Source organism: Calothrix sp. UHCC 0171, from assembly GCF_034931845.1.
Classification (GTDB): domain Bacteria; phylum Cyanobacteriota; class Cyanobacteriia; order Cyanobacteriales; family Nostocaceae; genus Brunnivagina.
Map to the genome: position 1 here is coordinate 1 of NZ_JAYGHN010000048.1, position 21,719 is coordinate 21,719.

16 protein-coding genes are annotated in these 21,719 nt (G+C 39.4%); 10 read left to right on the forward strand and 6 right to left on the reverse strand.

What is annotated here, in order from left to right; all coding sequences use genetic code 11:
* Positions 1-213: 213 nt before the first annotated feature.
* The 10 genes from VB733_RS23975 to VB733_RS24020 all read left to right on the forward strand — a co-directional run bounded on the left by VB733_RS23975 (position 214) and on the right by VB733_RS24020 (position 12,818).
* Positions 214-1,722, forward strand: coding sequence for an AAA family ATPase (locus VB733_RS23975; protein ID WP_323342567.1), 1,509 nt, complete (start codon positions 214-216; stop codon positions 1,720-1,722).
* Between the two features lie 243 nt (positions 1,723-1,965).
* Positions 1,966-2,472 (forward strand): SH3 domain-containing protein, encoded by a 507-nt coding sequence (locus tag VB733_RS23980; protein ID WP_323342568.1) that lies wholly within the window; start codon positions 1,966-1,968, stop codon positions 2,470-2,472.
* A gap of 452 nt (positions 2,473-2,924) precedes the next feature.
* Positions 2,925-4,148, forward strand: coding sequence for a glycosyltransferase (locus tag VB733_RS23985; RefSeq protein WP_323342569.1), 1,224 nt, complete (start codon positions 2,925-2,927; stop codon positions 4,146-4,148).
* A gap of 155 nt (positions 4,149-4,303) precedes the next feature.
* On the forward strand, positions 4,304-5,539 hold the full coding sequence (locus VB733_RS23990; RefSeq protein WP_323342570.1) for a glycosyltransferase: 1,236 nt from the start codon (positions 4,304-4,306) through the stop codon (positions 5,537-5,539).
* A 185-nt stretch (positions 5,540-5,724) separates the two neighbouring features.
* The gene (locus tag VB733_RS23995; protein WP_323342571.1) at positions 5,725-6,654 is read left to right on the forward strand and encodes an NAD-dependent epimerase/dehydratase family protein; all 930 of its coding nucleotides are present in this window, start codon (positions 5,725-5,727) and stop codon (positions 6,652-6,654) included.
* Between the two features lie 50 nt (positions 6,655-6,704).
* On the forward strand, positions 6,705-7,649 hold the full coding sequence (locus VB733_RS24000; RefSeq protein WP_323342572.1) for a hypothetical protein: 945 nt from the start codon (positions 6,705-6,707) through the stop codon (positions 7,647-7,649).
* Positions 7,650-8,353: 704 nt separating this feature from the next.
* Positions 8,354-9,751, forward strand: coding sequence for a peptidoglycan-binding protein (locus VB733_RS24005; protein ID WP_323342573.1), 1,398 nt, complete (start codon positions 8,354-8,356; stop codon positions 9,749-9,751).
* 582 nt (positions 9,752-10,333) lie between these two features.
* Positions 10,334-11,680: an endoribonuclease gene (locus VB733_RS24010; RefSeq protein WP_323342574.1), complete on the forward strand. Its 1,347-nt coding sequence runs from the start codon at positions 10,334-10,336 to the stop codon at positions 11,678-11,680.
* 197 nt (positions 11,681-11,877) lie between these two features.
* A complete protein-coding gene (locus tag VB733_RS24015) occupies positions 11,878-12,624 on the forward strand; it encodes an ABC transporter ATP-binding protein (protein WP_323342575.1) in 747 nt (248 codons plus the stop codon).
* A complete protein-coding gene (locus VB733_RS24020; RefSeq protein WP_323342576.1) occupies positions 12,618-12,818 on the forward strand; it encodes a hypothetical protein in 201 nt (66 codons plus the stop codon). The genes VB733_RS24015 and VB733_RS24020 overlap by 7 nt, the downstream gene beginning before the upstream one ends.
* A 115-nt stretch (positions 12,819-12,933) precedes the next feature.
* Here VB733_RS24020 and VB733_RS24025 read toward each other — a convergent pair whose 3' ends face one another.
* The 6 genes from VB733_RS24025 to VB733_RS24050 form a co-directional block, all read right to left on the reverse strand.
* Positions 12,934-13,773, reverse strand: a complete 840-nt coding sequence (locus VB733_RS24025; protein ID WP_323342577.1) for an SWIM zinc finger family protein — start codon at positions 13,771-13,773, stop codon at positions 12,934-12,936.
* Positions 13,774-13,844: 71 nt separating this feature from the next.
* The gene (locus VB733_RS24030) at positions 13,845-17,213 is read right to left on the reverse strand and encodes a DEAD/DEAH box helicase (RefSeq protein WP_323342578.1); all 3,369 of its coding nucleotides are present in this window, start codon (positions 17,211-17,213) and stop codon (positions 13,845-13,847) included.
* A gap of 243 nt (positions 17,214-17,456) precedes the next feature.
* Complete coding sequence (locus VB733_RS24035) at positions 17,457-18,197, reverse strand: amino acid ABC transporter ATP-binding protein (RefSeq protein WP_323342579.1); 741 nt, start codon at positions 18,195-18,197, stop codon at positions 17,457-17,459.
* Between the two features lie 71 nt (positions 18,198-18,268).
* Positions 18,269-19,420: an amino acid ABC transporter permease gene (locus VB733_RS24040; protein ID WP_323342580.1), complete on the reverse strand. Its 1,152-nt coding sequence runs from the start codon at positions 19,418-19,420 to the stop codon at positions 18,269-18,271.
* Between the two features lie 168 nt (positions 19,421-19,588).
* The gene (locus VB733_RS24045) at positions 19,589-20,512 is read right to left on the reverse strand and encodes an ABC transporter permease subunit (protein WP_323342581.1); all 924 of its coding nucleotides are present in this window, start codon (positions 20,510-20,512) and stop codon (positions 19,589-19,591) included.
* A 53-nt stretch (positions 20,513-20,565) separates the two neighbouring features.
* Entirely contained in the window at positions 20,566-21,624 is a 1,059-nt protein-coding gene (locus tag VB733_RS24050) for an amino acid ABC transporter substrate-binding protein (protein WP_323342582.1), read from the reverse strand.
* Between the last annotated feature and the right edge of the window lie 95 nt (positions 21,625-21,719).

Below are 21,719 nucleotides of genomic sequence, written 5' to 3' on the forward strand. Positions count from 1 at the left end.
TTTGTATGGATTAGATTCATGAATTAAAAAAGATTGACAAAAATAACAATATATCGATGTTGCGATCGCTCCTAGAAACCTTAAAAATAAGAAGATGACAACGAAAATGTAATTTATAAAGATAATTTTTGAAGTTGAGCGTGAGGTTTTGCGGGCGTAATCAACCCGACTTCTGATTCTTTTTTCCTAAACCCATTAACCAATCAACTATTTATGACATTTCGAGACGAATTTAAACTGTTGCTGCGCGCCCGCTACCCTTTGATATACATCCCCACTTACGAAGAAGAACGTGTAGAAACGGCGATTCGTGAGGAAGCCGCAAAACAAGGAAATCGTCCAGTTTATACTTGGGATTTTGTTGATGGATATCAGGGAAACCCAAATGATGTGGGTTTTGGTAAACGTAATCCTCTGCAAGCATTAGAATTTTTGGAAAAATTACCTGCCAATGCAGCTGCGGTATTTGTACTACGAGATTACCATCGATTTTTAGATGATGTCGCGATCGCTCGGAAGCTGCGGAATTTGGCAAAGTTATTAAAATCACAACCAAAAAATATTGTCATCCTTTCCCCACGGATTGCGATTCCTGATGATTTAACTGAAGTTCTCACGGTGGTTGAGTTCCCGTTACCAAGCGGGGGAGAAATTAAAACCGAAGTGGAAAGACTTTCCCAAGCTACAGGCAATTCCCTTTCGGGAAAACTTTTAGATGATTTGGTGCGTTCCTGTCAGGGATTGAGTATGGAGCGGATTCGTCGGGTTTTAGCAAAAGCAATTGCTACAAGGGGCGAACTCCAACCAGAGGATGTAGACTTAGTTTTGGAGGAAAAGCGGCAAACAATTCGCCAAACCCAAATCCTTGATTTCATTCCCGCAACCGAACAAATTTCTGATATTGGTGGTTTGGATAGTCTGAAAGAATGGCTCATACGTCGCGGTGGTTCCTTTACCGAACGGGCGCGCCAATATGGTTTACCCCATCCTCGCGGATTACTACTTGTAGGTATTCAGGGTACAGGAAAATCATTAACAGCAAAAGCGATCGCTCATCATTGGCATTTACCTTTATTACGTCTGGATGTGGGGAGATTATTTGCTGGTTTAGTCGGCGAATCCGAATCACGCACTAGACAAATGATACAAGTCGCCGAAGCCCTTGCACCCTGTATTTTATGGATAGATGAAATCGATAAAGCTTTTGCAGGGGTTGGCAGTAAAGGCGATGCCGGAACGACTGCCAGAGTTTTTGGCACATTTATTACCTGGCTGGCGGAGAAAACATCACCCGTATTTGTAGTTGCTACCGCCAACGATATGCAGGCACTACCACCAGAAATGCTGCGGAAAGGTCGATTTGACGAAATCTTTTTTGTGGGTTTACCATCTCAAGAAGAACGCAAAGCCATATTTGAAGTACATTTATCAAGATTGCGATCGCACAACCTCAAAAACTACGATATTCAAAGACTGGCTTATGAAACCCCCGATTTTTCGGGCGCGGAAATTGAGCAAACATTAATCGAAGCCATGCATCTCGGCTTTAGTCAAAACCGCGACTTTACTACCGACGATATATTAGAAGCTGCCAGTCAAATCATACCCTTAGCCCGCACAGCACAAGAACAAATTCAACAACTCCAAGCATGGGCTGCATCCGGGAGAGCGCGTTTAGCATCCAAACAGAACCCTTTACAAAAGTTTACAAATGGCGAATAGGCAATTGGGAGAGATTTCTACTGCCCCTAGCTTGAAAGAGTCATTAGTCATTTATTATTCCCCGCGTCCCCTTCTCTCCCTGTCAGCCTTTCATGCTTGGCGATGAAAAAATTTCATCGGGACTACCTCCCCTGTTTCCCCTCTGAATCTCTTCCCTGTTAGAATAGCCAAACATTAATCATTAACTAATAATCACTGACTAAACTAAGAATTATTAACTTTTGGTGTTAAGGCTACAAACTGATGATTTCCAATATATTCAAGTATCTGTTTGGTTTTATTCTGGCGATCGCAATTTTAGTTGGTGGAGGGGTAGCTGCTGGCATCTATTTCATGAACCAAACTTCTCGCGTTCCTCCCAAGCCAATCTACGCTAATGATGATCCAAAACTACGCGCTCAACTCGCCAAAACTCCATTAGCAAAAGCGACGAAATCATCAGAACAATCTAGTCCGGAAAAAAAACCGGAAGTAAAAGCAAATTCAACACCCAGTTCAACCCCAACGGCTACCCCAACAAATACACCCTTACCACCAGGTGCATACTCAGCCAGTGTCACATGGCCACAGGGCTTAAGTTTGCGCTCTGAACCTAACACTGATTCCGAACGTGTTGGTGGCGTTGGTTTTAACCAAAAAGTTATCGTGATTGAAGAAAGTGCAGATAAAGTCTGGCAAAAAGTTCGTCTCGAAGATGGTAGTCAAGAAGGTTGGGTAAAATCCCGGAATACGAAAAAATTAGACGAATAACAAGCACAGGAACGGGAAATTAATAACTTGTAATTCTGAAGGAATATGAAATGGTGCGTTACGCTGCGCTAACAGCACCCTAATTTTTCTGTAAGCTTGTTTTGCTTTTTCAACAACCCAAAGTTATTGGGATTAATTGCAAGTATGATTTATTGCAATAATTACAGTAATTACTCGTAAATTAAAAACTTAATCGCGAAGATATCATAGTAGATAACTTACAGTTACTGATAGTATATTTTACATAGAGCAAAGTCAATAATATTGATAGAATCTTGTCTATGCATGACACAACTGTATCTCTAAGAAAAGATGTGTTGCAATAATTACTTAAATTGGTGTAATTTAAAATTTATACAAAATATATATATTGCGTTAGTAAACTTAGACACGGAGAAATAACATCGCCTTAAAATAGTTATCATACTTAAGCTTCAGAACTTAGGAGGTTTATGATGGTCAATTTTAGCGATCGGGTTATAGAAATTGGGAAAAAAGTATCAGAAAAATTACGGGCACGCTATGAAAGACGAAAAGTAGTTTCCCTACAACCAAATAGCCCTGTAATCGGTAATGTTGTTCTCTCATACATCCTCAAACCATTTTTATTAAAAAAGGGTGAGTCTATACCTGTTTCTCATACCCATTTTTGGGAATGTATGCAAATAGCACAAACCTTCTTAGATATGGGATACGCAGTTGACTGTTTGCAGTTGGATAATGATGTCTTTGTTCCCCGCAAAGATTACGATTTTTTCATTGAGGTACGCTGGAATTTACAACGCTGTCTTCCCCATCTCAATTCTGATTGCATCAAAATCTTTCATGCCGATACAGCGCATCTGTTATTCCATAATGCGGCTGAAGCCAAAAGGCTTTTGGAATTGCAACAACGACGGGGAATTACCCTTACAGCTAGACGTTATGAACCCCCCAATCAAGCTTTAGAATCTGCGGATTACGCAATGGTATTAGGCAATGAATTCACTGCTAACACCTATAAATATGCAAATAAACCCATCTATCATATTCCTATTTCTACACCAGTCGTATATCCTTGGAATGAAGAAAAGGACTTTGATAAATGTCGCAAGAATTTCCTCTTTTTCAATAGTGGGGGAATGGTGCATAAAGGTTTAGATTTGGTGTTAGATGTATTTTCTCAAATGCCAGATTATCATCTGACTATTTGCGGACCAGTTGATCGGGAAGAAGATTTTGCTAAGGCTTTCCATAAGGAACTATACGAAACGCCAAATATCCATACTGTGGGCTGGGTAGATATTAGCAGTATCGAGTTTCAGAAGATTGCTGATAGTTGTCTAGGAATGGTTAATCCCTCCTGTTCAGAAGGTGGTGGGGGAGCTGTGATTACTTGTATGCACGCAGGTATAATACCCATTGCCAGCTATGAATCTAGCGTTGATTTGCACGATTTTGGTGTGATTTTGCAGAACTGTTCGCTGGAGAAAATTAAGGCAGCTATTGTCGATATTTCCAGTCGTTCGAGTCGGGAATTGTCCGCCATGTCCCGTGGAGCTTGGGAATATGCGAGGGCAAATCATACTAAGGAAAGGTTTGCTGAAGTCTATCGCAATACTATTTTAGATATTCAAAAACACCACCAGCAAAAAAATCAGGTTGCTTCTTCTCCGTCCTTGGTACTAGCAAAATAGTATCAGTTTGGGTTGCCTTCTAGTTAATTGAACGTAATTTGTGAATGTATTAGCAGGTCGTTAAATTAACTACTTGCGAAGGTTAATTAGTTTGCATTAGGTTAAGAATTATACAATCAATTCGTAACCAAATTAGGAAGCCTGTTGAGTATTTTATGTTAACAATCAAAATTGCTAAACGCATTACCAATAAAGCTATTGAATATCTCCAACAATTACTAATTCCGATTGAAAAACGCTGGGTAATTTCTTTGGAACCAGAGTCCCCAGCAATTGGTAATGTTTTACTCTCCTATATCCTCAAACCATTCGATTTAAAAAAAGGTGAGTCCATACCCGTTTCCCATACTCATTTCTGGGAATGTATGCAGATGGCACAAACCTTCCTGGATATGGGCTACAGTGTGGATTGCATTCATTTTCAAAACAAAGCTTTTATCCCCCAAAAAGATTACGATTTTTTCATCGATGTGCGTTTGAATTTACAACGCAGTTTTCCCTATCTCAATCCCGATTGCATCAAAATCTTTCATGCTGATACGGCACATCTGTTATTCCATAATGCGGCTGAAGCCAAAAGGCTTGTAGAACTACAGCAACGACGGGGAATTACTCTCAATCCCCGACGCTACGAAGCACCCAATCAAGCTTTAGAATCTGCTGATTATGCAATGGTACTAGGTAACGATTTTACTTTGGGTACATACGCTTACGCAAATAAGCCCATGTATAAAATACCCATTTCTACACCTACTACTTATCCTTGGTTTGATCGAGATTTTGATAAATGCCGCAAGAATTTCCTCTTTTTCAGCAGTGGGGGAATGGTGCACAAGGGCTTGGATTTGCTGTTGGATGTATTTTCTCAAATGCCAGATTATCATCTGACTATTTGCGGACCAGTTGATCGGGAAGAAGATTTTGTCAAGGCTTTCCATAAAGAACTATACGAAACACCAAATATCCATACTGTGGGTTGGGTTGATGTCACCGGGCAACAATTCCAAGAAATTATGAAAAACTCTGTGGGGTTAGTATATCCATCCTGTTCGGAAGGGCAATCGGGAGCGGTTATCAGTTGTTTGCACGGGGGATTGATACCAATTCTCAGTTATGAATCCGGTGTGGATGTGAATGATTTTGGTGTGATTTTGCAGAACTGTTCGCTGGAGAAAATTAAGGCAGCTATTGTCGATATTTCCAGTCGTTCGAGTCGGGAATTGTCCGCCATGTCCCGTGGAGCTTGGGAATATGCGAGGGCAAATCATACTAAGGAAAGGTTTGCTGAAGTCTATCGCAATACTATTTTAGATATTCAAAAGCACCACAGAGAAAAATCAGCGATCGCATCTATCTCCACATCTCGGAATTATTTACTTGTAGCTAGATAGGAGATTAATTGTGCTGAATTATTTGGCAATTTGAAATTTGCTTGTCCGCTTGCCTAGGTAATAGAATTGATATTTACCAATCCAAATATAAATATATTATCTAGGCTACGAGATTACGAAACGAGAAATAAAATTATAAGTTAGAATACAACGCGATCGCAAGTACAAAATTAATTGGTGTAAATATGCATTTTGTAGTAACTGGTGGTGCTGGTTTTATCGGCTCCCATTTAACTGAAGAGCTATTAAAACAAGGGCATGAAGTGACTGTTGTCGATAATCTTTCAACTGGTTCTTCCAATAATTTACCCCAACATCCCCATCTCAAATTTATTGAAAAAGACATATCTAGCTGCCTTGCTGATGACTTTGCTGGAAAAGTTGATGGCATCGCTCATCTGGCTGCTTCCCCATCAGTCACCGAATCCTGGTTGCACCCCTATCGAATTCACAATAATAATTTATCGGCAACTGTGGCAGTTATCGAACTATGTGAAGCACTCAAGATTCCCAGACTTGTTTTTGCAAGTTCTGCTGCCATATACGGTAATCAATCATCCCCCATAATTCACGAAGATTTACCCAAAAATCCCCTTTCCCCCTACGGTTTACAAAAACTTGTCAGCGAGCAATATGCTGAACTGTTCTGCCAAAAAACGGGATTTTCTTTCGTAGGATTGCGTTTATTTAATGTTTTTGGTCCCCGACAACTTCCCAATTCCCAATACTCTGGGGTGATTTCAATTTTTAGTTCAGCAATGCAACAAGGTTTACCAATTCATATTTATGGAGATGGCAAACAAACACGGGATTTTGTATTCGTAAAAGATGTGGCAAGTGCCTTTGCAAAAGCTCTGATGGTGGACTTGGCAGCAGGAACTAGTATTAGTTGTAATATTGGTACGAATAAATCAACTTCCATTCTCCAATTGGTTGATGTTCTCAATTCGCTATTACCAAATTGGCAGGGTGGAACTCAATTTTCTCCCAGTCGTGCAGGAGATATTCAAGATTCTCTCGCGGATATTCACAAAGCCCAATCATTGCTTGATTTTATTCCCCAATATTCCCTCAGTTCCGGTTTGAGTTTGCTATTGGATTCTCTCAAACATTAAAGCTTTTGTCGTACCTATTACTATCTGAAATATCATTCTAGAAAATCAGCATGAAAACTCTGCTTAAACAAGTATTGAAACCAGCAATGAATGTATTGCCTCCCAAACTATTGAATAACCTCCCTATTGGCTTACCAGATAAGTTATCGCAATGGTCAATTGGTATATATACGGGAAACTCCCATATTGAATTACAGGAAAATCAAAACATTAAAAATCCAGTTATTAGCCGTAGTGATATTTCTGATGTTTATGCTGGGTTTGTTGCCGACCCTTTTATGATCAAAGTCGAACAAACTTGGTATATGTTTTTTGAAGTATATAATAATCGCACATTTCGCGGAGAAATTGGTCTAGCGACCAGTCAAGATGGAGCGAAATGGAATTACGAAAAAATCATTTTAGCCGAACCATTTCACCTTTCCTATCCCTATGTCTTCAATTGGATGGGTGAATATTATATGATTCCAGAAACATTTCAAGCACAAGCAATTCGGTTATATAAAGCATCAAATTTCCCTAGTCAATGGGAGTTTGTTGGTAACCTCATGACAGGTATTTTCTTAGATGCTTCAATTTTTCGCCATAATGATAAATGGTGGTTATTTACCGAAACAAATCCCCAACATAAATACGATACCCTCCGTCTTTTTTATGCCGATGATTTGCTCAGTAATTGGGTGGAACATCCCCAAAGTCCTCTCATCCAAGGTAATGCACATATTGCCAGACCAGGTGGTAGGGTAATTAGCGTCGATAATAAAATTATTCGCTATACCCAAGATTGCGATCCCGAATATGGTATCCAAGTTCGAGCTTTTGAAGTTGAAGAGTTAACCACTACAACCTATCGGGAACGGGAGGTTGTGAAAAATCCCATTCTTGTACCTTCCCAGGAAGGATGGAATGGTTCTGGAATGCACCACATCGACCCCCATCTATTGGAAAATGGACAGTGGATAGCTTGCGTGGATGGTCGGGTATTAGTGGATTAATGAATTTACTTTAATTTACTTTAATTTAATTTACTTTAATTTACTTAATTGAAGGGATAGGTGAGAACCCATCCCCAAATTTTTGTATGGATTATTAACCTCAAATGAGATGAGTATATTGCGTGTTGTGGTTTTCTTTTGGAAAACTAGGTTGGGATAAGAGGGAATCAATGCCAGCTGTTTCAACTTGGCGATCGCTCTTGTATTTGACAAACGGTAATGTTATTTTTGTTGCGAGTAGGTTTGCTGCGAAGAAAATTTTTAATTGTTACCGGAAAACCACTAAATGGACGTGATTCCACTTATTAAGACTAGGCATTACCAGTTCTAACTTAATTCTGGCAGGTAGTTCAATTTTTTAAGTCTGATTTCTCGCAATTTAATATCTGTGGTGAGAAAAATGCAACAAATCTATAATCTAAGTCTCTAAGTCTATATCTAAGAAATCACTTGTAAAGTGAGTATCTCAGCATAATCGTATCGAGAACAATCTGGTTTCTCACCAAATAAGTATGATTATGCTAGGTTCTTAAATCTAAGAAACTGTTTTTTTGGTCTTCAGATTTAGTTGATTAGGCAAACTTTTTAGCCAAGCTTTTTCCAATCAGTAAAAATCTGATTGAGTTTTTAGCAACCCCACATCTTCTTCGTTTACTTCTCACCATAACAGGGATTTATCTAACCAAAACTTGCTTGATAAAACTATGGAAAACACGGTTTATCTTCATCTAACTTCAGCTAGCAATGATATCTCCAAAAATATTGAGACAGCTAGCAAGCCTGCTGGATTGGCATTCTGGAGTTGGAAGAAATTATCCTTCTTTGCATTCATGCGTTTTTTACCTGTTGCCTTGTCCTTGTTTATTGTCAGCATTGCGGGGGAAAGTTTAGCTGCAAAACCCGGAAATTCAGGTGCCGAAGTTAGCAATATTCAACAATGTTTAAAACAGTTGGGTTACTTTACTGGGGCAGTCACAGGTAATTATGGTCCACGTACACAAGATTCTGTAACACGCTTCCAGAGAGCAAATCGACTACCTGCCATTGGTTCTGTAGGTCCACAAACCCAAAGATTATTGCGATCGCAATGTAATACACGCAATACAAGTCGTCCTGTAGTTAACAATCCTGTTAATAAAAGTGGTGTTCTCCAACTTGGTAGTCGTGGTGTTGCTGTCAGTAATCTACAACGCAATTTACTCCGTTTGGGTTATTTTAATGGTCCTGTTAATGGTAATTTTGGACCCCAAACCCAGCAAGCTGTACTTTTATTTCAGCGTCGAAATGGTATTACGGCTGACGGCATAGTTGGTGCAAGAACTCAAAATGTAATCGTCGCTTTATTAAACCCTAATCCCACTAATTTCGGTTCTGGCGGGGATAGTTTACCTAATGCTCTAAATTATGGTGACAGAGGCGCATTAGTACAGCAGTTACAACAAGATTTACAACGCTTAGGTTTCTTAACTGCAACACCAAATGGTATTTTTGGTCCCGCCACCCGCGAAGCTGTCACTAGATTTCAAACCCAAAATGGACTTATCCCTAATGGAATTGCTGACTCACAAACCTTAATTAGAATTTCCCAAGTTCTGGCTTCCAATCCGAATAATCCCAATAATCCCAATCCTAACGATGCTTGTTCCAGCGCCCAGGGTAATATTTGTGTGGGAGAACGGAGCCAGCGTGTAGTGATTCTGCAACAACGCTTGCAGCAATGGCAAGTTTATGGAGGTAATGCAGATGGATTTTACGGTCCTGCAACCAGGGATGCGGTAGCGCAATTTCAGCGTTCATCAGGATTACCCATGACAGGTTTTGTGGATTTCCGTACTTGGCAAGCATTAGGTTTTACCAACAATACCCCGAATATTCCTAATGTCCAAAATCCAACTTCTAACAATCGTTACATTGTAGTTGTTCCTATTTTTGCTAATGACACCCTCAACCGGATTCGTCAATTTATCCCGCAAGCAATTGCCGAAAAATCACGCAAAGGCGATTATGTTAACGCTGGTGCTTTTGTAGAACGCTCCGACGCAGAAAGACTCAGTAATCAATTGCGCGATCGCGGTTTTGATGCCAGAGTTGAATATTTTTAACCAGAAGTCGAGTAACTATATTAAAGGCTGTTTACCACTCAAATATTAAGCCTAAAGAAACTCGATGAAATTACTTTGGTGGTGGCAGTTTCTGTCCTGCCAAAGTTTTCTAGTTTGCTAATTCTAAGACAATAAATTGCGGCGAAAAATAGCAACAAATTTCTGCTAATTTTGGCTTTTTGCAAGTTCCAATTTGTTTGAATATATTTCGCATAATAAAGATAAAATTACGCCCTATCTTCTGGAAATGTTGCTTGTTTGCAGAGTCTTTTCTTAAGTTTTCCATTATTTATTTTGCTCGAAAATAGATTTTAAGATTTTAATACTGAATATTGGAATCTCGTCGATGATTATAATGTGAAATAAGGTTTTTATATTCTTTTACAAAACAAAAATAATTAAGGCTTGCTGAATATTGATTCTTAATCCTTTATTAATCTGTAAATAAAATTTTAACCGAATATCCCTCTTGAGGGTACTGGCAAAAATTGGTTGTTCAACTCTCAATAAATATAGCTACCAATTTACTATATTATTGATAGCTACATCAGTAAACCAGCTTTTTAAGGTCTAAAAACACGAATGTCAAAGATTTATCAAGAGATTTGGAATAGCGACAAAAATGGATTTTCAGCCAGTTTACGTTCTGGTGAGGATTGGCAAAACCAGAATGCTGATATTCTCTTGGATGTGCAGGTAGAATCGAGTGGCAAGCGCGGTGTTGACCTGGCGAGTAATCCTCTTTTTTACAGAGTCAACGAAGATAAACTAAGTAGTCTAACTTACACTACGTTTATTAAATTGTTGGATAACTATATTAGTAGAATTAATGTCCAAGAAATTGTGACTGTTGAAGAACAGGAGGAAATGCAATTATTTCTTGATGCGATCATGCCAACTGCTCCGATTCAATTAGCACGAGAATATATTAATCAAGAATTAGGAGAAAATTTCTCTGAACAACAATTTCGTACAAAATTACAGCGATTGTGGTTTGAGCTTTACACCAATTTTTACCAAGGTAAAGCAACAAATTTTTGTTCGGGGTTTGAGCATGTGTTTGTTGGTGAAGCCAAGCTACCCAGCAACTTTAGAGAAACTAGAGATGCTACTCCCGCATTGGGAGAAATTTCTGGTTATCACTCCTGGGTTAAATTCTACTTTGATGAAAAATACCGTCAAGTAAACTTTTTAGGCTACAAGTACGATTTAGATGGAAATGTAGTTCCTCAAACTCCTAATGTCATCACTTTGCAGATGACACAAAATATTACCAACATACGCGGTGAAGTTATTGCCCAACTGTTTAAAAAAATGGGAGGCTTCTTTGTTGGTTCGAGTCCTGAATGCGAAATTGCGATCGCTACTGTGGCTTTTTTTGAGAGTGTTCACGGGAAAATGATCAAAGATAAAAAGCGCACTACCATCAATGGTGCTATTTACGATTTGGTGATGTACCGAAATATAACCCCAACAGGTAGCCGAGGCGATTTAATTCGCTCCTTTTTCCCTATATTTCTGGGCAATGAAGGAAATAAAGTTCCACCATCCAATGATACAGGTCGCCCCGATAGAGTAGTTGTTCCTATTACTTTCAAAAATGATGGACCCGTTGTCATTGTGAGGGCACTACCTAACCCAGTCGGGGAGGATGATGGTGAGGAATGGGTTGAACTGAGGAATATCACAAATGCAGCGATTAGCTTAACCAATTGGGAAATGCGAGACAAGAACAACCGCCCAGAACCATTGAGTGGAAGTTTGCTTGCCAATCAAGTCCAACGGTTTGCAATTACGCGCTCTCAACCCGACTCAATGCAGCTTGCCAACAGCCCCGGTATTATCTCGGTTTACAATCAAGAAGGGGTAATAATATCAGCAGTAAAATACACTCGCGCTCAATCTGGTGAAGTTATTGATTTTATCTAGCTGAAATAGAAATTGCTGTGAAATTGCGTTTTTCATAGCTATCTCAAAAGCGTCTCTCACTAAGGGATGCTTTTTTCTTTGTATTCTAGGTGAAATGAAAACAGTAATTCTAAATTTAAGAATTGACAAGGGATTGAACCGCAGGGAACAAATTGTGTCCACAATAAATTTGACCCCAAGTAGTTACGAGCAAACAGGTGCTTAACAATCCCCAATTTCACCTGCATACAACGGCATCGCCACAAATTATCTTCCATGTGGAAAATATCACTAAGGTGTATCGCATGGGCGAGGTGGAAGTTCATGCATTGCGAGGAGTTGACCTAGACTTATATGAGGGTGAATTTGTTGTACTCCTGGGAGCGTCGGGAAGCGGTAAATCAACTTTGCTAAACATTCTCGGTGGCTTAGATATACCTACCAGTGGTCATGTATATTTTCAAGGGCGGGAAATTACTCATGCTAGCGATGCAGAATTAACTCGGTTTCGCCGTCAATGTGTGGGGTTTATCTTTCAGTTTTATAATTTGATTCCCAGTTTGACAGCAAAAGAGAATGTCGCATTAGTTACTGAAATCGCTCGTCAACCGATGCGACCGGAAGAAGCTTTAGAATTGGTAGGATTAAGCGATCGCCTGAATCATTTTCCTGCACAGATGTCTGGTGGCGAACAACAACGAGTAGCGATTGCACGGGCGATCGCCAAACGTCCAGAAGTGCTGTTGTGTGACGAACCTACTGGGGCACTAGATTACCAGACAGGTAAACTGGTGTTGGAAGCCCTGGAACAGGTAAATCGGGAGTTGGGGACAACAACTGCGGTAATTACGCATAATGCTGGTATCGCCGGGATGGCTGACAGGGTAATTACGATGCGAAGCGGTCAAATTACCAGCGTGCAGCAAAATGAGAGTAAGGTTACGCCTGGCGAATTGGAGTGGTAGGTAGTCGTCATGAATTGGCTGGGCATTGGGGGACAGAAGAAATCGTATGTGAGGTTCTAGATTTTTTGTTATTTTTGAAAGCCAAAGAAGATAAAGAAGATTTGGAAGATGCACAAGCTGCATTACAAGAAGCCAAAGAAGTTGGCACGACATCAACTAGCCGACAAGCAATATCATGCTTTCTGACATCTTGATTATTTGCTAAAGCATAAATCCAGATATTAGAATCGATAAAATAGCCACTCTTATAACTTGCGGTCAAATAATCGCGATCGCCCAATTTTTTGAAGCCTGAATCAGAAGCCTGAATCAAAGCAAATTTTGATTTTTTGTTTTCACGCGCTGATAAAATTCTTCCATCGTTTCAATGAAAGAACTATCTTTATCCCAAAAAGCTGGGTAATCTCCCTGTTTTTTAATCACAATCGCCGAGACGCTATTAGCTGTTGAAACTTCAATTGTTTGAGTTAGTCGCTTCGTTCCTAACCAAAATTCCCTCGCACTATCTGGAGGGGCAATTTTTTGTTTTTTTGGTTGGGTATAAAAGGAAGTTGAAACTTCTGGCTGAATTTCTTTTGTTTCTAATTCTTGAGAGAGTGCTTTGCCTAAAGGTGTTTGAGCGAGTTTTTTTTGTAGTTCGGCTTTTGATAATCCCCTGAGTTCAAATAGTAAAAATGGATTATTGTCGAGTTGGGAAGCAACTAAATAATAAACTCCGGCTATATGTTTACAAGGATTAGATGAATCGGGACAAGAACATTTTGTTTTAAAGTCCTGACGACTCTTCGGTAAGAGGTGTAATCCCAGTTGCGAAAATGTATTTTCAATATTTGTGGGAACTTCATTTATTAATAGTTGCGAAACAATACTGGCTTTTGATGAAAGTTTTTCGATCGCCAGATTCCAGCTTGTTTTGGGGATAGGTGTAATTTGAATGGAAATATTGTAGGTTGGTTCTTTATAAACTCCAAAATATGGATTTACTGAACCTCTAACTTTGGCAGTTATCTGATTACCATTGATTTCAAAACTTTTGACTTTTCCACCACTAGCATAAGAACGACCTCGTTGTAATCTCCCAGAATCGGTAAATGATTCCAACGCTTGAATAAATCTTTCTCCCCACCAAGTCCGAGAAAATTTAACCATGTCAAAATTTCCGATGATTAATATTTAGATTATTTTTATTTAGATTATTTAGATTCCTAATTCGCCATTCTCTAATCTAATATTGCATTTTTATTCAATGCTATTAGCTGTTTAAAGGCTTCATTATCCAGTTCTGTCAACCATGATTCGTCACTTCCAACTACCGCAGCCGCAAGCTTTTTCTTATCTTCAATCATTTGGTCAATTTTTTCCTCCAAAGTTCCAATTGCCACAAATTTATGTACGAAAACATTCTTTTTTTGCCCAATTCGGAAAGCGCGATCGCTTGCTTGTTCTTCGACTGCTGGGTTCCACCAACGATCAAAATGAAAGACGTGATTAGCTTTAGTCAGGGTAATTCCCACACCACCTGCTTTTAATGAAAGTATAAAAACTGATGGTTCAGTTTCCGGGTTTTGAAATTCGGTAATCATTTTTTCTCGGCGTTGGCGGGTTGTGCCGCCGTGGAGGTAATATGTGTTGTAATGCAGTCCATGTTTGATATGTTTCTCGATTGATTCGCATACTTCTGTAAATTGACTAAATACGAGTAAACTATCTCCTTCGGCAACTGCCTCCTCTACCATTTCTATTAAACGACTGAGTTTATGCGATCGCTCCGTTGAAAATTCACTTCCATCTTGGAGGAATTGGGCGGGATGATTACAAATTTGTTTTAATTTCATCAATGTGGAGAGAATTAAACCTTTGCGTTGAATTCCTTCGACTTCTTCTAGTTGCTTTTCGACATCTTTAACAACTGCTTCGTATAGGGATGCTTGTTCTTTGGTGAGGTTGGTGTATAGTTTTTGGTCAACTTTATCGGGTAAATCGTTAATAATTGATTTGTCGGTTTTAACTCTGCGAAGAATTAAGGGTTCGACTAACTTTTTCAAGGTAGTGGATTTTACCCTGTCGTTATCTTTTTGGATGGGAATTTCAAAGGATTTACGAAATTGGGCTTCTTTTCCCAAATAACCAGGATTGAGGAAGTTAAAAATTGACCATAAATCCAGCAGGCGATTTTCTACAGGTGTCCCCGTCAATGCAAGCCGATGTTTTGCCGATATTTTCAGGATAGCTTTGGTTTGTGCGGCTTTGGGATTTTTGATATTTTGGGCTTCATCCAATACCAAACGCTGCCACTCGACACTATTCAAGAGTTTTTCATCTTTGCGAGCTAGGGTGAAGGAAGTAATTACCACATCATGTTGCCGACAAGCTGCTTGGAAATCTCTACTTTCGGTGATGCGATCGCTGCCATGATGTACCATTGATCGCAAATGTGGTGCAAATTTAGCAATTTCTTTTTGCCAGTTTCCCAAGACTGAGGTTGGTGCAATCAATAGTGTGGGTAATAAGGTTTGGTTGATCTGATCTGAGTTTGTATTTTCTTTTTGTTTACCTTTTTTATTCTCGACAGTTAATTTTCCAGAAGAAATATTTGGACTCAATTTTTCCTCTTCATCTTTTTCCTGTACGAGTCTGGCAATTACCTGGACGGATTTTCCCAATCCCATATCATCCGCTAAACAGCCATTTAATCCTAATTTTTCCAGATAGCTTAACCAGGAAACACCCCGTTTTTGATATTCTCGGAGACTTCCTTGCAAATTTGGTAATTCACAAACTGGTTCCAACTGACTTTTATCTTGCAGTTTAGTCACCATCTCCGAAAGAAAATCATCATGTTCAATGTCCCAATCTTCCCCAGCTTCCGCACTGCGTTGGAGAAAATCTAACATTGACATTGCAGGTTTTTCGTCACCATGAGTTTGCCAAAATTCCAACATTTGCTGCATTTTATCGCGATCTAATTCCATCCACTGACCGCGAAAATGTACTAAGGGGGTTTTAGCATTAACTAATTGTTCCCACTCGCTCCGGGAAACTAGTTGGTCGCCGATCGCCAGTTCGTATTCATACTCTACCAGTGAATCCAACCCGAAATAACCTTTTTTATCGTTCTTACTGGCAGATTTTCTCCTAGAGGAAGCTTTCAGTCGAACTTTTGCCCGACGACGACCTGCGGGAGTGTACCAAGCTGGTACAATTACCTTGAAATTTGCGTCTTCTAATACCCAAGCACTTTCTTTGAGAAAATCAAATGCTTCGTCTAAGCTAAGTTGCAGTCCAATTGGTTTATCGGTTTCCATTCCCTGCCATAATTTCGGATACATTCTGGCTGCATATCCTAAATTTAGGAGGAGATTGGTTTCAAAGTTGCGATCGATGAAGTTGGGAAGTTGGGAGTGGGAATTTGGGGCAGGGGATTTTTTATTTTTCCTATTATTACTCTGATTACTAGCACTTTCTAAGTCTCCATTCGCCAATTTGAGATTCCAGTAATCCACTAATGCTAACTTTAAGGAAGGGTCTTGTTTGCTAGCGACTAAAAACTGAATCTGCCAATTATCAATTGCTTCGGAAGCAGGTGATTGTAATTGAAAGCAAAGATGAAAAGATGAGTTATTTTGACTGCGGGTAATTTTACTTTTCCAAGCTAACCATTGCTGGTATTCAGTTAGGGCGATATTTCCCTGGATGGGATTACACTTTTTTTGATAGAGACAGCTATAAATTAAGGAATTTTCTATTCGCTTATCAAAAGCTGCTGTTGAGGCGGTGTTAGTGACAATAGCATTTAAAAGAGATTCGCTAAAATGACGTAAAATTGTTTCGCGATCGAATAACTCTACTTCTGAGTTATGGGTTGCAGAACCTGCCACACAAATTAGTGGCATATATTCGACATACTTGGCAATATTTGCTTCATATTGTTCGGAAATTATTTCCCAAATAGCGTAAATTTCCGATGATTGTTTCGTTTGAGTCTCAGTTTGCTTTTTACTTGTCTTTGTTGAATTTTTGTTTGTATTTTTTGCTGTATTTTTTGCTGTATTTACCGTGGCAGCAACTTCTTTAATTTGATATTTGAATGCAGGAATATACTGGTCTTTGAGAATAACTTGTTTAAAAGCTTGGCTGTAGTGATACCAGAATAATAAATCCGAACCAAGCTGCACTTCATTTGATAAATATAGCGTCAAAAAATGAATATCGCTAATGATTTTTATAGCATTAACTGTTTGGATATCATAACAATCCACCTGCCAATAAGATAATTCATAATCTTCGGGAATTTCCGCTTCTAAATATTTACCTAATTCTGGAGAAGGTAAAGGGCGATCGCTCGCAGTTGGCAAAGCGAAATATTGTGGGAATATGCATTTTTCTATTTCGAGCGGGTTAATCTTAATTCCTAATTCCTGAGTAATAAAAGTAATCAATGCATTTTTGTCAAGATGCCCAGGATGGATTTTTGGGTTCTTATTCCTACTTTTTGTAGTGATAGGAGTTTCCACCCACAGGAATAAACTACCTGTTTGAAGAAAATCAGCTTCAGCACTCGGTATCCAGGTTCCATGAATAATTTTCATGCGCTAGACCCTATTAAATTTACACAATGGTGATTAAATTTAATCTACCAGTAATGTACCAGAAACCGTGAGTTAAAATAACAGCGTCTGGTAACTACAAAAAATTGATATGAAACCTGAGGTAATCTAGTAGTTTACCCAAGTTACTTTGCAGGAACAAAAATCTCCACGTCTCCGCGTCTCCGTCTGTTCTAGTTAATCTCAACCCGTCAATTATGGTTTGCCAGACTACTAGGCATATTTTTAGAGAATTTGTGATAAAAACTGACGAGTTCGTTCTTCTTGGGGTTTATTAAAAAAGCTGTCTGGTGTTCCTGACTCAACTAGGGAACCGCTATCCATCAGAATTACTCTGTCAGCGACTTCACGGGCAAATCCCACTTCATGGGTGACAACTACCATTGTCATCCCATCACCAGCAAGTCCCCGCATCACATCCAAAACTTCTCTTACCATCTCTGGGTCTAAGGCTGAAGTTGGTTCATCAAACAGCATAATTTTAGGTTGCATCGCTAAAGCACGAGCGATCGCTACCCGTTGTTGCTGTCCCCCAGATAACTGTCCTGGATATTTATGTGCTTGTTCTAAAATTCCGACTCTTTCTAGTAGTTGCATTGCTGATTCTTCTGCTTTAGCTTTCGTCCACCGTCGCACCCAAATGGGAGCCAAAGAAATATTTTGCAATACTGTTAAATGGGGAAATAAATTAAATTGTTGAAATACCATGCCCACTTCTTTGCGAATTGCGTCAATATTTCGCAAATCATGGCTCAGGGTAATACCATCTATAACAATTCTGCCTTGTTGATATGCTTCTAAGGCATTAAATGTTCGGATAAATGTAGACTTTCCCGAACCAGAGGGACCCATCAACACCACAACTTCACCACGATTTACTGTTAGGCTTACACCTTGAAGAGCGTGAAATTTTCCATACCATTTGTGTACATCCTCAGCAATAATTATGGGATTTTGTTCTGACATAAATATTTCACCTTTTAAACTTTTATTATCTACACCTCTGCATAAGTTAAGTCAACTTTTATGTTTTCATTTTAATTACTTAACTGCCTTTCTAATCGTTTAGAAGCCAAAGACATCAAATAACAAAATATCCAGTAAATTAAGCCAATAAATAAATAAACTTCTGCATAACGTCCAATAAACTGAGGTTGCGCCAAAATTGAACGGGCAATTCCGGTAAGTTCTACTAATCCCACCAAAGAGAGCAATGAAGTATCTTTAAATAAACCGATAAACTGCCCAACAATTGCCGGAATAACTGCCCGTAAAGCTTGTGGTAACACAATTAATGTCAGCATCAAGAGAGAATTTAAGCCTAATGCTTTTGCTGCTTCAATTTGTCCACGAGAGATGGACTGAAGTCCACCCCGGACATTTTCTGCCATGTATGCAGCACTAAATAATATTAGTCCCGTAATTGCTCGCATTATTCGATCTAATCGTAGATCAATTGGTAGAAATAATGGCAGCATAACCTGTGCTAGGAACAAAATCCCAATCAGGGGTAATCCTCTGATAATTTCAATGTAAAGAATACAAAACCACCGGATTATCGGTAAATTGCTAGTGCGTCCTAGTGCTAGTAAAACTCCAATGGGAAAAGACAGTAAAATACTCACTATTGCCATTAACAAAGTAAGTAGCAAACCATTCCATAAATTACTGGAGACAGATTGCAAACCAAATCCACCACCAATTAACCAGAGAATTATGGGAAAAGATAATAACCAGATTAGAGAAAGTAAGGGCGCTATTAATTTAGTAAATTTTCTCCCCAGCCACAATCCTAGAGATAATAAAACAGCATTAAATAGCAACCATAGCCGGGATGTAAAATCTAAGGGTAAAACAACTAATAAAAAACAAAAAAATAAAATAAAAATAACAATTTTAGGCTTTGAAAACCTTTGTTTGTGAGAAAAAATACCCCAAGTTACAGCAGCTAAAGTAGAGGCGATCGCCAACACAATCCAAATCCGCCAATATAAGGATTGAGGAAATCTACCAACTAAAAATAAACGTAAATTAACTTCAACTACTGCCCATTGGGCTTGAGTAGTTGTCCAAATAAAAATACCCCTAGCTAACCAAACTAAGAAAGCGAAACAGACAACACTTAATAAGCTGTTGTACCAATTACTAAAAAGATTTTTACGCAGCCACAAGAATTGAGGGTTTGTCATTTGTTATTTGTTATTTGTTATTTGTTATTTGTTATTTGTTATTTGTTATTTGTTATTTGTTATTTGTTATTTGTTATTTGTTATTTGTTATTTCTCCGCGTCCCCGCGTCTCCCTCATCTCCCTCATCTCCCACCCTACGGGAAGCCGCTATCGCGTCTATATCTGCTTCATCTCTCCTGAATCTGCACGCTGCGATTCAATAAATTCATGACTAGGGAAATCGTTAAACTGAGGGTGAGATAAGTGAGCATAATTAGTAACATTACCTCTACTGCCCGCCCAGTTTGATTAAAAGTTGTGGAGGCGACAAAATAAATATCGGGGTAGCCAATAGCGATCGCTAAACTGGAATTTTTGGTCAAATTGAGATATTGGCTTGTCAGTGGGGGGATAATTACCCGCAAGGCTTGGGGAAATACTACTAAACGCATTACTAACCCTGGTTTTAAGCCAAGCGATCGCGCTGCTTCCCATTGTCCTTTCGGTACTGATTGAATTCCACCCCGGACAATCTCGGCAATAAATGCACCTGTATAAAAAGTTAGCCCTAGTAATAAGGCGGAAAACTCCGGAGATAATGTAAACCAAGGAAATTCAGCACCATTTTGGCTCAAATAAATCATCCCCCAGAGAGAAATTTTGTTTTCTGTCTTGGGAAAACCAAGAAAAACCGCAAAGTACCAAAACAGTAATTGCAGCAGTAAAGGAGTATTACGAAATATTTCTACGTAAACTAAGCTAATATTCCGCACTAACCAGTTATCAGAAAGGCGAGCAATTCCGGCACTTACTCCCACAATTGTTGTCAGAAAAACTCCCAGAACTGCTATCCTCAATGAGTTAATTAAACCTACCCATAAAGCCCGACTGTAGGTATCAGTTGGTTTGTAGCTAATTGCAGTTTCACCAATATCAAAAGATGCTTGTTGTTGGAGAAAATCAAAACCAAATCGAATACCTAGTTGCTGTAAATTGCGGTTGAGGTTACTCCAGAGTATTGTGACGACAGCTATTGCTAAAAGTACAGCTATGACTTGTCCCCCAATTTGCCAAAATCTGCGATCGCGCCACAATAATTTTAGATTTGTCATTTTTGATTGGTCATTTGTCATTAGTCATTTCCCCGCGTCCTTCACAATCCCCCTCACCGAAACGGTGGAGAATAAAGTAATCCGCCTTTTGTCCAAAGTTGATTTTGACCGCGAGCTAGATTAAGCTTGGTTTTTGCCCCCAGATTGCGATCGTAAACTTCGCTATAGTTACCTACGTGCTTGATGATTCGGGCAGCAAAGTCGTTGGTTAAGCCGAGGCTCTCACCAAGGTTTCCTTCTGTTCCTAAAAATCTCTTGATATCTGGGTCAGTGCTAGTGGCGAATTGTCCTAGGTTTTGGGAATTAATGCCCAATTCTTCAGCTTTGACGAGAGAATAGACCACCCACTTCACAACATCGCTCCACTTACTATCTCCTTTAGCGACGGCGGGCGCTAGTGGTTCGGAAGAAATGACTTCATCGAGAATCAGGTTATCTTCTGGTTTAGGTAAAAGCGATCGCCGAGAAACTAATGCTGAACGGTCAGCTGTAATCCCGTCGCAACGTCCTTCAGCATAAGTGGCAAAGGTAACGTTAACATCTTCAAAAACGACGGGTTTGTAGGTAATGCCCCGTTTCCGCATTTGGTCTGCTAAGTTCTGCTCTGTTGTAGTTCCAGTTTGAACACAGATGGCTTTGCCTTTCAGGTCTGCTAGGGTTTTAATGTTACTATTTTGACGAACCATGATTGCTTGACCGTCGTAAAAAACAACAGGTGCAAACTCTAACCCAACTGAGCTTGTGCGGCTAAGTGTCCATGTGGTGTTGCGGCTGAGAATATCTACTTCCCCAGTTTGCAAAGCTGTAAACCGTTCTTTGGCGCTGAGATTGCGATACTCGACTGCATCGGGGTTGTCAAATAAAGCTGCTGCTACGGCGCGACAAACATCTACATCGATACCACTGTATTTACCATCAGTGCCGACAAAACTAAATCCTGGGACTTCACCACTGACACCACAAATTAGCTGACCACGATTTTTGACTGTATCCCAGCGATTGCGAGTGGTTTGGGTTGTTTGAGTGCTGCTTGTATTTCCTGAATCTCCGGCACAAGCACTCATGGCGAAGATTAGAGGTGCGATCGCAAAAATTAACGCTAATTTACGCATAATTTTTATGTACATTAACTCAGTAACAATGTGTTTTCTACTACAATGTTTGGTTAAAATTAAGTAGATATTTGTAATATAAAACTTTTTAGGAC

Coding starts and splice junctions, on each gene's coding strand:
- VB733_RS23975 (WP_323342567.1), top strand. CDS start 214: ATGACATTTCGAGACGAATTTAAACTGTTGCTGCGCGCCCGCTACCCT.
- VB733_RS23980 (WP_323342568.1), top strand. CDS start 1,966: ATGATTTCCAATATATTCAAGTATCTGTTTGGTTTTATTCTGGCGATC.
- VB733_RS23985 (WP_323342569.1), top strand. CDS start 2,925: ATGATGGTCAATTTTAGCGATCGGGTTATAGAAATTGGGAAAAAAGTA.
- VB733_RS23990 (WP_323342570.1), top strand. CDS start 4,304: ATGTTAACAATCAAAATTGCTAAACGCATTACCAATAAAGCTATTGAA.
- VB733_RS23995 (WP_323342571.1), top strand. CDS start 5,725: ATGCATTTTGTAGTAACTGGTGGTGCTGGTTTTATCGGCTCCCATTTA.
- VB733_RS24000 (WP_323342572.1), top strand. CDS start 6,705: ATGAAAACTCTGCTTAAACAAGTATTGAAACCAGCAATGAATGTATTG.
- VB733_RS24005 (WP_323342573.1), top strand. CDS start 8,354: ATGGAAAACACGGTTTATCTTCATCTAACTTCAGCTAGCAATGATATC.
- VB733_RS24010 (WP_323342574.1), top strand. CDS start 10,334: ATGTCAAAGATTTATCAAGAGATTTGGAATAGCGACAAAAATGGATTT.
- VB733_RS24025 (WP_323342577.1), bottom strand. CDS start 13,773: ATGGTTAAATTTTCTCGGACTTGGTGGGGAGAAAGATTTATTCAAGCG.
- VB733_RS24030 (WP_323342578.1), bottom strand. CDS start 17,213: ATGAAAATTATTCATGGAACCTGGATACCGAGTGCTGAAGCTGATTTT.
- VB733_RS24035 (WP_323342579.1), bottom strand. CDS start 18,197: ATGTCAGAACAAAATCCCATAATTATTGCTGAGGATGTACACAAATGG.
- VB733_RS24040 (WP_323342580.1), bottom strand. CDS start 19,420: ATGACAAACCCTCAATTCTTGTGGCTGCGTAAAAATCTTTTTAGTAAT.
- VB733_RS24045 (WP_323342581.1), bottom strand. CDS start 20,512: ATGACAAATCTAAAATTATTGTGGCGCGATCGCAGATTTTGGCAAATT.
- VB733_RS24050 (WP_323342582.1), bottom strand. CDS start 21,624: ATGCGTAAATTAGCGTTAATTTTTGCGATCGCACCTCTAATCTTCGCC.